10 protein-coding genes and 4 tRNA genes are annotated in these 12,263 nt (G+C 46.4%); 12 read left to right on the top strand and 2 right to left on the bottom strand.

Going from position 1 to position 12,263, the window contains the following annotated elements:
- On the bottom strand, positions 1 to 633 hold the full coding sequence (gene parA / locus E4K71_RS06965; RefSeq protein WP_135078054.1) for a ParA family partition ATPase: 633 nt from the start codon (positions 631 to 633) through the stop codon (positions 1 to 3).
- 91 nt (positions 634 to 724) lie between these two features.
- Entirely contained in the window at positions 725 to 1,978 is a 1,254-nt protein-coding gene (locus tag E4K71_RS06960) for a D-amino acid dehydrogenase (protein WP_135078052.1), read from the bottom strand.
- Positions 1,979 to 1,995: 17 nt separating this feature from the next.
- Between E4K71_RS06960 and E4K71_RS06955 the strand changes: the two genes are divergently transcribed.
- The 12 genes from E4K71_RS06955 to E4K71_RS06900 all read left to right on the top strand — a co-directional run bounded on the left by E4K71_RS06955 (position 1,996) and on the right by E4K71_RS06900 (position 12,259).
- A complete protein-coding gene (locus E4K71_RS06955; protein ID WP_240796887.1) occupies positions 1,996 to 3,492 on the top strand; it encodes an NAD(P)H-hydrate dehydratase in 1,497 nt (498 codons plus the stop codon).
- A 94-nt stretch (positions 3,493 to 3,586) separates the two neighbouring features.
- Positions 3,587 to 3,671 (top strand) — tRNA-Leu (locus tag E4K71_RS06950).
- 84 nt (positions 3,672 to 3,755) lie between these two features.
- Positions 3,756 to 5,180: a trigger factor gene (gene tig, locus E4K71_RS06945; RefSeq protein ID WP_135078050.1), complete on the top strand. Its 1,425-nt coding sequence runs from the start codon at positions 3,756 to 3,758 to the stop codon at positions 5,178 to 5,180.
- A gap of 122 nt (positions 5,181 to 5,302) precedes the next feature.
- Positions 5,303 to 5,929: an ATP-dependent Clp endopeptidase proteolytic subunit ClpP gene (clpP, locus tag E4K71_RS06940; RefSeq protein ID WP_240796886.1), complete on the top strand. Its 627-nt coding sequence runs from the start codon at positions 5,303 to 5,305 to the stop codon at positions 5,927 to 5,929.
- Between the two features lie 201 nt (positions 5,930 to 6,130).
- On the top strand, positions 6,131 to 7,396 hold the full coding sequence (gene clpX, locus E4K71_RS06935; RefSeq protein ID WP_135078046.1) for an ATP-dependent Clp protease ATP-binding subunit ClpX: 1,266 nt from the start codon (positions 6,131 to 6,133) through the stop codon (positions 7,394 to 7,396).
- Between the two features lie 149 nt (positions 7,397 to 7,545).
- Positions 7,546 to 9,957 carry an endopeptidase La gene (gene lon, locus E4K71_RS06930; protein WP_135078044.1) on the top strand — a complete coding sequence of 804 codons (2,412 nt, stop codon included), beginning with the start codon at positions 7,546 to 7,548 and terminating at the stop codon, positions 9,955 to 9,957.
- 288 nt (positions 9,958 to 10,245) lie between these two features.
- Positions 10,246 to 10,518 carry an HU family DNA-binding protein gene (locus E4K71_RS06925; RefSeq protein ID WP_069185710.1) on the top strand — a complete coding sequence of 91 codons (273 nt, stop codon included), beginning with the start codon at positions 10,246 to 10,248 and terminating at the stop codon, positions 10,516 to 10,518.
- Between the two features lie 157 nt (positions 10,519 to 10,675).
- Positions 10,676 to 10,752, top strand: a tRNA-Val gene (locus E4K71_RS06920).
- 34 nt (positions 10,753 to 10,786) lie between these two features.
- A tRNA-Val gene (locus E4K71_RS06915) sits at positions 10,787 to 10,863 on the top strand.
- 220 nt (positions 10,864 to 11,083) lie between these two features.
- Positions 11,084 to 11,160: transfer RNA gene (locus E4K71_RS06910), tRNA-Asp, on the top strand.
- 194 nt (positions 11,161 to 11,354) lie between these two features.
- Complete coding sequence (locus E4K71_RS06905; protein ID WP_135078042.1) at positions 11,355 to 11,720, top strand: NADH-quinone oxidoreductase subunit A; 366 nt, start codon at positions 11,355 to 11,357, stop codon at positions 11,718 to 11,720.
- Positions 11,711 to 12,259, top strand: coding sequence for an NADH-quinone oxidoreductase subunit B (locus E4K71_RS06900; RefSeq protein WP_240796885.1), 549 nt, complete (start codon positions 11,711 to 11,713; stop codon positions 12,257 to 12,259). The genes E4K71_RS06905 and E4K71_RS06900 overlap by 10 nt, the downstream gene beginning before the upstream one ends.
- Positions 12,260 to 12,263: the final 4 nt, after the last annotated feature.

Here is a 12,263-nt window from a genome sequence, read left to right as displayed (position 1 = left end):
TCAGCACTTACCCCAGATTTCTTTTGCCAAAGCTTTAATCTCAGTTGCCGCCGCACTGCGTTTTTCTGTTTCCACAACACCCAGCCCATCAATCATACTGGCGGCAAAAGCTACACGGTTGCCCAATGTTGATGTCAACATGGGTCGTTCGTCTTCTTCCAGCATTCCCCGGATTTTATCCAGAAGCTTCCCACGTGGTGGGATCCGGTTCAGCAAAACAATCGCATCGGTTTTTTCTTTTTTAGCCTGTTTAAAGGTCGGATCAGTCGCCCAAACATCCATAGGACTAGGCTGAACCGGGATCACCAGAAGGTCTGCATAACGAATGGCGATATTGGCTTCGGTCTGTGCATGGGGGGGGGCATCAACCAGAATCACATCAAAATCTTGTTTCAAGCGGTCCAGCTCATTTTTCAAACGCCAACCACCAACACTGGATAACACAATCCGGTTATCTTCTGCCAAGGTGCGTTTTCTTTCTGCAAACCACGAGGTCAAGCTTGCTTGAGGGTCAATATCGACAAGAGCGACATTTTTCTTTTGTGCCGCATAAGCAGCCGCCAGTTGCGCCACAACAGTCGTTTTACCCGCCCCACCTTTTTGCTGGGCGATGGTAAGAATCTTGGCCGACATTCAAGCCTCCTTGGTAAATGCATCTTTATTTTGACGCGCAATTGTTATCGTAAGGAAATGAATTAGCAAGACAATGCTGCGATGCCACAACTCAGAAGCGATCCAAACCCAGCCCGGAAAGACTAATTTCCGGCGTTTTCTGGCTGATTACATCTGCCATTATTTGTGCAGAGCCACAAGACATGGTCCAGCCCAATGTCCCATGTCCAGTGTTTAAATATAAAGAATCGAGTGCACATGCCCCCATAATTGGCACACTATCTGGTGTCTTTGGTCGCAAACCTGTCCAAAATTCAACATCATCTGGATTTGCACAATCTGGAAAAAGATCCATGGTCTTATTCAGGATCAATCGTGCCCGAGCCTCATTCATCTCGGTACTATAACCACCAAGCTCTGCCGTACCTGCGACGCGCAGGCGATCACCAAGGCGACTGAAAACCAGTTTATGTTCATCGTCAGTCAAGCTTACGGTCGGGGCTTTTTGCGGTGTATGAAGGGACAGGGTGATGGAATACCCCTTGGCCGGATAGATTGGTAACTGAATACCATGTTTTGCCATTAGCTGACGGCTGAAACTACCCAGACAAACCACAACGGCATCGGCTCGTATATCCCCCTGGTTTGTCGCCACACCTGTGACCTTAGCTTTTTCTACAAGTAGATTTTTCGCAGAATGATCATACCTGAACTCAACCCCATTGCCTTGTGCAATTTGGGCAAGCTGTTGGGTGAAACGATGGGCGTCACCACTTTCATCATCCTGTGAATAAATGCCACCAACCAGTTCATCTTTGACCGATGTCAGGGCTGCTTCTGTTTGAACACATTGCGTCGGGCTTAAAACTTCGCGATCCAAGCCATATTTACGCATGGTTTCAGCAGCATGAACAGCAAGATCAAACTCTTTTTCACTACGATAAAAGTGAATAATACCTTCTTCACGATTATCGTAATCCAGTTGAACTTCTTTACGTAAGTCTTTGAAACATTTACGACTATGTAAGGCAATACGCAGGGTGCGTTCAATGTTAACGTCTGTTTTTTGTGCTGTACAATTGCCTAAAAAACGCAAACACCAGCTCCACAAGGCTGGATCAAAGCGAAAGAGATGGAAAAGCAAGGGAGCATCTTTTCTCCCCAGCCATTTCAGCGCCTTAAACGGTGTGGCAGGACTGGCCCACGGGTCTGCATGAGCAGCCGCAATCTGCCCGCCATTGGCATAGCTGGTTTCCATGCCGGCAGCTTCCTGTCGATCAAGTACAACAACATCATGGCCCGCTTTATTTAAATAATAAGCGGTCGCTGTACCCACAACACCTGCACCGAGGACTAAGACTCTCACAACAATTGACACCATTCATGGTTTACGTTTTGATCTGCTATTTAAAAGCTGTTGTAGTCAAAGGCAAGGAAGCGATGGGAAAAAATACGAAAAACCGCCTTTTAACTGTAGAAGAAATGTATGAGGCAGACCGCCTTACCATCGCAAGCGGGATTCCCGGTGTCGAGCTGATGGAAGCCGCCGGACTTTCCATTGTACGTGAAATCACCCAACGCTGGAGCCCGAAACAAACTGTCATTTTATGTGGTCCGGGCAATAATGGTGGGGATGGATTTGTCATTGCCCGTTTGTTGAAAGAACGCGGGATTCAGGTCAAAGTCCTTCTTCTCGGAGATCAAAATAGCTTAAAAGGCGATGCAAAAATTAATGCTGATCGCTGGACAGAAGAGATACATCCACTTGCTCCTGAACAGCTAGACGGTACTGACCTGATCGTTGATGCGATTTTCGGTGCAGGATTGGTGCGCAATGTTGAAGGAATTATTGCCCAAACCTTGGAAAAAGCGAAAGCCCTTAACGTTCCCATCGTTGCCGTTGATACCCCCAGTGGCCTTCATGGTGAAAGCGGACAGGTGCTTGGTACCACATTACCAGCAGATCTAACGGTCACATTTTGTCGCCCAAAGACCGGACATTACCTTTACCCCGCGAAAAAACTGTGTGGGGAACTTGTTGTCACAGACATTGGCATTCCTGATGCCGTTATCGAAGAAATTGACCCCAAATGTGAAATCAATCACCCTCAAGAGTTTTTCCCCTGGCCTGATATTGAGGGACATAAATATCACCGGGGGCATGGTGTTATTGTGGGTGGTCCACAAATGACCGGGGCAACAAGACTGGCTGCTATTTGTGCCAGACGGGTTGGGGCAGGGCTTTTGACCATCAATGCCCATGGCAGTGCTTATATGGTCTACCGTCAGGGCGAAGCAGGCAATATTGTTTCCAATGCAAGTCTTGATAAACTCTTAAGTGATCCTCGCAAAAATGCTTATCTGATTGGCCCCGGCTTGGGGATTGGGGACAGGCGCAAGTCCATGGTGCACATGCTGTTACAATCTAAGCGCCACCTTATATTGGATGCCGATGCCCTCAGCATGCTGGATGACTGGCAGTGGCAAAGACGTGGTGGTGAAACTCTTCTCACCCCGCATGAAGGGGAGTTTGCCCGCCTTTTCCCTGAAATTTCCGGAAGTAAAGTTGAAAAGGCAAGAATAGCGGCCCGCCTTTCCCAATGTACAGTTTTGCTAAAAGGTCCAGATACGGTCATTGCCTCGCCAGATGGGCGTGCTGTTATTAACACGACAGGCACCCCCTGGCTGGCAACGGCAGGTAGTGGGGATTCTCTGGCCGGGATTTGTCTTGGGCTGATGTGCCAGGGCTTAGGTGCCTTTGAAGCGGGATGTCTGGGCGCATGGTTCCATGGACGTTGTGCGGAAGAGGCTGGAGCGGGCCTTATTGCCGAAGATATCGGTGATTTTTTGCCTTTGGTGATAAAAACATTACAAAAATAAGATTCTGCGTATTGACTTGCGCAAAGTTATGTATAGAGTGTCGCGCAATTGAATTCGAGGCGTTCGGCGCTTACGAATACGATTTTTTGACATTGCGGGTGTGGTGAAATTGGTAGACACGCCAGATTTAGGTTCTGGTGGCGCAAGCCGTGGGGGTTCAAGTCCCTCCACCCGCACCAAAAAATCTCTTTATTCGATCTAGCAGCCACACCGAATTCAACAGACGAATTCGTATAACTCATCTTATTATAGAGATTTCAGACATGCAGGTTACTGAAACTAAGGCCGAAGGTCTTAACCGTGAATATTCTGTAGTTGTTGCTGCAGCAGATATCGAAGAAAAAGTTACTACTCGCCTTGGCGAAATTTCCAAAACCATCAAAATTCCGGGTTTCCGCCCAGGTAAAGTTCCGGCGAAAATCCTTCGTCAGAAATACGGCCAGTCCGTTATGGGTGAAGTTCTGGAAGGCGCAGTAAACGAAGCTTCTTCTAAAACGATTGAAGACAATGAACTGCGTCCAGCAGCTCAGCCTAAAATCGAAATCACAAAATTCGAAGAAGGCACAGATCTGGAATTCACAATGGCTGTTGAGCTGTTCCCCGAATTCGATCTGATGGACTTCAAAAAAGTTTCTCTGGAGCGTCTGGTTGTTCCGGTTAAAGACGAAGAAATCGACGAAACACTGCAACGCATTGCTGATAGCAACAAATCTTCTGAGCCAGCTAAGTCCAAGGCCAAGAAAGTTGCAAAAGGCAACATCGCAGTGATCGACTTTGTTGGTTCTGTTGACGGTGAAGAATTCGAAGGCGGTAAAGGTGAAAACTACAACCTCGAAATCGGTTCTGGTACTTTCATTCCGGGCTTCGAAGATCAACTGATCGGCATGAAAGCTGGCGAAGAAAAAGACGTTGAAGTTAAATTCCCAGACGATTACGGCGCAGAAAACCTCAAAGGCAAAGATGCTGTTTTCAAATGTACTGTGAACGAAATTCGCACAGTTGTTCCGGCTGAACTTGATGACGAACTCGCGAAAAAAGTCGGCATGGAAACACTGGATGCATTGAAAGATGCGATTCGTGAAGAACGTTCCAAAGAATTCGACCAAATGACACGCCAGCACGTTAAAAAGCATCTGCTGGACGCACTGGACGAAGCACACTCTTTCGAATTGCCGCAAACACTGGTTGACGGTGAAGTGAACCAAATCTGGTCACAATACGAAGAAACACGCAAAAATAACCCAGATGCAATCGACGCAGAAGACAAAGACAAGTCTGATGACGAGTTGAAAACAGAATACGCATCTATCGCTGAGCGTCGCGTACGTCTTGGTTTGGTTCTGGCCGAAGTTGGTCGCGTTAATGAAATCGAACTGAATCAGGAAGACCTGAACCAGGCGATCATGCAGGAAGCAACACGCTACCCGGGCCAAGAACAGGCTGTATTCGAATATTTCAAAAACAACCCGCAAGCAATCGAATCTCTGCGCGCACCGTTGTTTGAAGAAAAAGTCGTCGATTTCATTCTTGAATTGGCAGACGTCACAGACAAAGAAGTTTCCGCAGATGACCTGCTGAATTCTTTGAATGACGAAGAAGAAGAAAAGCCAAAGAAAAAAGCAGCTGCAAAGAAAAAGGCCCCGGCCAAGAAAAAGGCAGCGGCTAAAGAAGAAGAAGCTTCTGAATAAGAAACATCTTTTTCGCCATTTTCCACATCTTCCCCTTGCTAGATTGGAAAAGGCTTCGTAATTTAAACCCACCTTGTGAAAACAGGGTGGGTTTTTTACTGCAAAACATGGAACAAAAAATAATGCACGATCCTCTTAGCGTAATGAGCAATCTGGTCCCAATGGTTGTAGAAACCACAAACCGTGGTGAACGCGCCTATGACATTTATTCCCGCCTGTTAAAAGAACGTATCATCTTTGTCACAGGGCAGGTGGAAGATCATATGGCCAGCCTGATCTGTGCCCAGCTTCTGTTCTTGGAATCTGAAAACCCGGATAAAGACATTGCCATGTACATCAACTCCCCCGGTGGTGTTGTGACGTCCGGCCTGTCCATCTATGACACCATGCAATATATCCGCCCGGACGTTTCTACAGTTTGTTTGGGTCAGGCGTGTTCCATGGGCTCCCTGCTCTTGGCTGCAGGGGCTGAAGGCAAACGTTATGCGCTGCCGAACTCCCGTATCATGGTGCACCAGCCAAGCGGTGGGGCGCAAGGTCAGGCGACAGACATTCAAATTCAGGCTCAAGAAATTTTGTCTTTGAAAAAACGTCTGAATGAAATCTATGTACACCATACTGGGCAAAATTATGATGACATCGAATCAGCACTCGAACGTGACCGTTTCATGACGCCGGATGAAGCCAAAGACTTCGGCTTGATTGACGAAGTTGTCGCCACACGCCCCGGCAGCGAAGACGCAGAATAAAAAAATAAAGCGCCCGCTCTCTTTAAGCGGGCGTTTTCATATGCTTGTAATCTGTGCGTGACATCCATACGTATAATTTATGACACTTTCCTGTCGAAAAGTTCATTTTAGGCATTGTAGTTGACTCTCAACTCGGGCTAAGCTGTCTATAGAGATAAGAATTCAAACAGGTGTAAAACAAGCACCGCATACGGAGTAATCATGACTAAGTCTTCCGGTGACGACTCAAAAAACACACTCTACTGTTCCTTCTGTGGCAAAAGCCAACATGAAGTCCGTAAACTGATCGCCGGTCCTACCGTTTTCATTTGTGACGAATGTGTTGAACTCTGCATGGATATTATCCGTGAAGAAAGCAAAACCAACCTGTCCAAATCGGAAGAAGGCGTTCCTTCCCCACAAGAAATTTTTGATGTTCTTGAAGATTATGTAATCGGCCAACGCCATGCAAAACGCGTTTTGTCCGTTGCTGTCCATAACCATTACAAGCGCCTGAACCATCTTGGTAAAACAGGCGAGGTTGAACTGGCAAAATCAAACATTCTGCTGGTTGGCCCAACAGGTTGCGGTAAAACTCTTCTCGCCCAAACACTGGCACGTATTCTGGATGTTCCATTCACTATGGCTGATGCGACAACCTTGACTGAAGCCGGGTATGTGGGTGAAGACGTTGAAAATATCATTCTGAAATTGCTGCAAGCTGCTGACTATAATGTGGAACGTGCCCAACGTGGTATCGTCTATATTGATGAAGTCGACAAGATTTCACGCAAATCTGATAACCCGTCCATCACCCGTGACGTATCGGGTGAAGGTGTGCAGCAAGCCCTGTTGAAAATTATGGAAGGCACAGTTGCTTCCGTTCCACCACAAGGGGGCCGCAAACACCCGCAACAGGAATTCCTGCAAGTTGACACGACCAATATCCTGTTCATCTGCGGCGGTGCCTTTGCTGGCATTGACAAAATTATTTCTGATCGTGGCCGTGATACCTCCATCGGTTTTGGTGCTGATGTTCGTAGCGATGATGACCGTGGGGTAGGGGATATCCTGCACGACATGGAACCGGAAGATTTGCTGAAATTCGGCCTGATCCCGGAATTTGTTGGTCGTTTGCCTGTTTTGGCAACGTTGGAAGATTTAGATAACGAAGCCCTTGTTCGTATCTTGACTGAACCGAAGAACGCATTGGTTAAACAATATCAGCGCCTCTTTGATATGGAAGATTCTGAACTGACCTTTACCGAAGGTGCCTTGGAATCTATTGCAGATAAGGCAATCGAACGTAAAACGGGCGCACGTGGCTTACGTTCAATCATGGAGGGAATCCTACTGGATACCATGTTTGACCTGCCAAGCCAGGATAATGTTGATGAAGTTGTGGTAAATACAGAGGCTGTCGATGGTTCTGCTGCCCCACTGCTGATCTACGCTGATAAGCCGGAAGAGGCTGATTCAAGCGCGTAAACAGAAATTTCATATAATTTCGTTATTTTTTTAGCTCCCTTGAAGTTTTCTTCTTGGGAGCTAAATTCTTTTTGGTCTAAGATGACTTAACGCGATTGCCAATGCATGGGATCGCATCAAATGAACAGACAGTTTTGAAAAAGGGTCTTATGTTCGAAAATACTTCTGACGGTACATACCCCGTCCTGCCGCTTCGTGACATTGTTGTCTTCCCGCATATGATCGTGCCGCTTTTTGTCGGGCGTGAAAAATCAGTTCGTGCGCTTGAAGATGTCATGAAAGAAGATAAGCAAATTCTTTTGGTTGCTCAAAAAAATGCAACTGATGATGATCCAAAAGCCGAAGATATCTACGAAGTCGGGACAGTTTCTACTGTTCTGCAACTTCTCAAGCTGCCTGATGGGACAGTCAAAGTGCTCGTCGAAGGGGGCCGTCGTGCCCGCATTGATGAATATACCCAAACGGAAGATTTTTTTCAGGCACGTGTCAGCGACATTTCAGAAACCGAAGGCGAGGCAGAAGAAGTCGAAGCTTTAGGCCGTTCTGTCGTTACCCAGTTTGAACAATATGTAAATCTGAACAAAAAAGTTCCACCGGAAGTGATGGTATCCATCAATCAAATTGAAGGTTCCGGCAAACTGGCCGATACAGTGGCTTCCCATCTGGCATTGAAGATTTCTGAAAAACAGGAACTTCTGGAAATGCCAGCTGTGATTGACCGTTTGGAAAAAGTCTTCTCCTTCATGGAGACTGAAATCGGTGTTCTTCAAGTCGAAAAGAAAATCCGTAACCGCGTGAAGCGTCAGATGGAAAAATCACAACGTGAGTACTATCTGAACGAACAGCTCAAGGCGATTCAAAATGAATTGGGCGAAGGTGAAGACGGTAAGGATGAAAACACCGAATTCGAAGAAAAGATCAAGAAAACCAAGCTTTCCAAAGAAGCCCGTGAAAAGGCTTTGGGCGAGTTGAAAAAGCTTAAATCCATGAGCCCGATGTCAGCAGAAGCCACCGTTGTGCGCAACTATCTGGATTGGATGCTGACAATCCCGTGGAAGAAGCGTTCCAAAGTCAAAAAGGACTTGGCTCTGGCCGAAAAGATTTTGAATGAAGACCATTACGGTCTGGAAAAAGTCAAAGAACGTATTCTTGAATATTTGGCCGTGCAGCAACGTACCAAAAAGATGAAAGGCCCGATCCTGTGTCTGGTCGGCCCTCCAGGTGTGGGTAAAACATCATTGGGTAAATCCATTGCTCGTGCGACAGGTCGTAAATATGTCCGTATGGCACTGGGTGGGGTGCGTGATGAATCTGAAATTCGTGGCCATCGCCGTACATATATTGGCTCTATGCCGGGTAAAATCATTCAGGGCATGAAAAAAGCCAAAGCGTCCAACCCTCTTTTCCTGTTGGACGAGATTGAAAAAATGGGCAGCGACTTCCGTGGTGATCCAGCTTCTGCCTTGTTGGAAGTTCTTGACCCAGAACAAAATGACAAGTTCCAGGATCATTATATGGAAGTGGACTACGATTTGTCTGACGTGATGTTTGTCACAACGGCCAACTCGTTGAACATGCCGCAACCACTGCTCGACCGTATGGAGATCCTGCGTCTTTCAGGTTATACAGAAGATGAAAAGGTTGAAATTTCCCAACGTCACCTGATTTCAAAACAGAAAAAAGCTGCTGGTTTGAAAGAAGGGGAATGGACGATTTCCGAAGGTGCAATTCGTGACCTGATCCGCTATTACACCCGTGAAGCCGGGGTGCGTAATTTGGAACGTGAAATTGCCATGCTGTGTCGCAAAGCCACACGCGATATCTTGCTTCAAAAATCTGAGAAAGTTTCCATTACGTCACGCAACCTTGAAAAATATGCGGGCGTGAAGAAATTCCGTTATGGCGAAGTTGAGGAAGAAGATCTGGTCGGCGTTGTCACAGGTCTGGCCTGGACAGAAGTCGGTGGTGAAATTCTTTCCATTGAAGCTGTTGTCACACCGGGGAAGGGCGTGGCCCAATCAACCGGTAAGCTTGGCGATGTGATGAAAGAATCAATTCAGGCTGCAACGACTTATGTTCAGTCACGAAGCATTTCTTTTGGTATTGAACCGACAGTCTTTAGCAAAAAAGATATTCATGTTCACGTCCCGGAAGGGGCCACACCAAAGGACGGCCCAAGTGCCGGTGTCGGTATGGTGACGTCAATTGTTTCAGCACTGACTGGTATTCCTATTCGTAAAGATGTTGCGATGACGGGTGAGGTTACTTTGCGCGGTCGCGTTCTGCCAATTGGTGGACTGAAAGAAAAGCTTTTGGCCGCACACCGTGCAGGTATCAAAACGGTCTTAATTCCACGTGATAATGAAAAAGACCTCAAGGAAATCCCGGACAACGTCAAACGTGGGCTTGATATTATTGCCGTTCAGTGGGTGGATGAAGTTTTGGAAAAAGCCTTAAGCGCCCCGCTTGTTCCCATTGAATGGGATGAAGAAAAAGAGAATCAATCTGAAATGTCAAAAGGCAAATCAGATGAAGAATCTAACGGTGTTGTGACACATTAGACTTTTCTTAGAGAATCTTTGAAAGCGCCGCCTCTTATGTGGGCGGCGTTTTTATTTGAATAACTCTATTTATGCCATTGTAGGTTAAATTTCATCATTCTTGATGACCGTAAATATCAGCCCTTGAATTAATAGACTGAAAAAAGTGAAAAAACTGCGACTTTCAACGTATCTTCGATTGACTGCATGATTTGGCGAAAGTAAACTTTGCGCGTCTTCGACGATTGGTTGGTAACGATCAAAAGTCTTCGCTTTATTTAAATAATAACCACTTTATAGGGGGCCCAGGTGAACAAGAACGATCTTGTGGCTGCAGTAGCTTCTGGTACTGGCCTTTCAAAGGCTGACGCTTCTAAAGCAGTTGACGGCGTTTTCGGCGCTATCACTGATGCACTTAAATCAGGTGACGAGGTTCGTCTCGTCGGTTTCGGCACTTTCTCTGTAGCACAACGTGCTGCTTCTGAAGGCCGCAACCCGCGCACCGGCGAAAAAATTCAAATTCCGGCTTCTAAACAGCCGAAATTTAAAGCTGGTAAAGGCTTGAAGGACGCTGTGAACTAAGATTCATAAGTTCATGTATCCTGTGGAACCGGTTGGCGAAAGCTAGCCGGTTTTACTTTTTTAGGGATCCTTCTAAGCACTTCAAAAAAAATATCATTTTTCTTAAAATAACTATTGCATAGCTAAAAAATTCAATTATAAACACGTCAACTTCTTAGGGCGACTAGCTCAGCTGGTTAGAGCACCTCGTTTACACCGAGGGGGTCGGGAGTTCGAATCTCTCGTCGCCCACCATTCACTCTCTTCGCAGAGATAAAGATGCTAAGAAGGGCGACTAGCTCAGCTGGTTAGAGCACCTCGTTTACACCGAGGGGGTCGGGAGTTCGAATCTCTCGTCGCCCACCATCTTCAAAAGGCCGTCATTGCGACGGCCTTTTTGCGTTCAGCTATAAAATTCAAAACCTTACACGGTTTCTTTTCCCTCTTTCTAAATAGCCTATTTTGCACGACTGTTTTCTAACCGAAAAACCGTTCTCTCATTTTCTTTATAAACTCTTCACAAAACACAGTTTTTCCATTTGCCTGAAAGGACTTATAGCGTTACTCTTTTAAAAATGACAAACGTGGGGGTGTAGCTCAGTTGGTTAGAGCGTCGGCCTGTCACGCCGAAGGCCGCGGGTTCGAGTCCCGTCACTCTCGCCACTTTATTGTCGGTAAACCTGTTATTGAAAACAGGTGTATGGCGCAACAAGGGTATAAAAAATAATACCCGTGATCTGAAGGGGAGATCGACTTTACGTAAGTTTATGTTGTGACGTAAATGGCCGATATTCTCTTTGGAAAATTTGTTTGTTAGAAGCCTTGCGAACTAACGTAAGGTAAAAAGGGACGCTACGATGGAAGCACTCCTGTTAGAATATTTGCCAATTATTATCTTCTTGGCAATTGCGATTGTAATCGCTGGCATCATGATTCTTGCCCCCTTTATTGTGTCACCACAAAAGCCCGACACAGAAAAGAATTCCGCCTTTGAATGTGGTTTTGCTGCCTTTGAAGATGCCCGTACAAAATTTGATGTACGTTTTTACCTTGTCGCCATCCTCTTTATTATTTTTGACCTTGAAGTTGCCTTTCTCTTTCCTTGGGCGATTTCGCTGGGACATATTGGCTTGTTCGGTTTTTGGTCGATGATGGTCTTTCTGGGCGTTCTCACCATCGGTTTCATATATGAATGGAAGAAAGGAGCTTTGGAATGGGAGTAGATTCCAAACCCGGCTCTCAGGCACTTACCCCTGCCGGGGCGGCACAAGATGATTTGCTCAAAGCTGTAACGGATGAAATTCAGGATCGCGGCTTTGTTGTAGCGCAAGTCGATAAAGTTGTGAATTGGGCACGTACCGGGTCCTTATGGCCGTTAACGTTTGGTTTGGCCTGTTGTGCTGTTGAAATGATGCACGCTTATATGGCTCGTTATGACCTTGACCGTTTTGGCGTTGTACCTCGCCCAAGCCCACGACAATCCGATGTCATCATCGTTGCTGGGACACTTACCAATAAAATGGCACCGGCCTTTCGCCGTGTCTATGACCAAATGGCCGAACCGCGCTATGTGATTTCCATGGGATCATGTGCCAATGGTGGAGGCTATTATCATTATTCCTATTCCGTTGTGCGAGGCTGTGATCGCATCGTTCCCGTTGATATCTATGTACCGGGTTGCCCCCCAACGGCTGAAGCCCTTCTGTATGGCATTCTTCAACTCCAGAAGAAAATTCGCCGCACAGGCACACTGTTTCGCTAGGAAA

The organism is Terasakiella sp. SH-1 (genome assembly GCF_004564135.1).
Taxonomy (GTDB): domain Bacteria; phylum Pseudomonadota; class Alphaproteobacteria; order Rhodospirillales; family Terasakiellaceae; genus Terasakiella.
This window is presented reverse-complemented; position numbering and strand designations above follow the sequence as displayed.

Excerpts from the sequence above, each read along its gene's own strand:
- parA (WP_135078054.1), bottom strand. The coding sequence starts at position 633 with ATGTCGGCCAAGATTCTTACCATCGCCCAGCAAAAAGGTGGGGCGGGT.
- E4K71_RS06955 (WP_240796887.1), top strand. The coding sequence starts at position 1,996 with ATGGTTTACGTTTTGATCTGCTATTTAAAAGCTGTTGTAGTCAAAGGC.
- tig (WP_135078050.1), top strand. The coding sequence starts at position 3,756 with ATGCAGGTTACTGAAACTAAGGCCGAAGGTCTTAACCGTGAATATTCT.
- clpP (WP_240796886.1), top strand. The coding sequence starts at position 5,303 with ATGCACGATCCTCTTAGCGTAATGAGCAATCTGGTCCCAATGGTTGTA.
- clpX (WP_135078046.1), top strand. The coding sequence starts at position 6,131 with ATGACTAAGTCTTCCGGTGACGACTCAAAAAACACACTCTACTGTTCC.
- lon (WP_135078044.1), top strand. The coding sequence starts at position 7,546 with ATGTTCGAAAATACTTCTGACGGTACATACCCCGTCCTGCCGCTTCGT.
- E4K71_RS06905 (WP_135078042.1), top strand. The coding sequence starts at position 11,355 with ATGGAAGCACTCCTGTTAGAATATTTGCCAATTATTATCTTCTTGGCA.
- E4K71_RS06900 (WP_240796885.1), top strand. The coding sequence starts at position 11,711 with ATGGGAGTAGATTCCAAACCCGGCTCTCAGGCACTTACCCCTGCCGGG.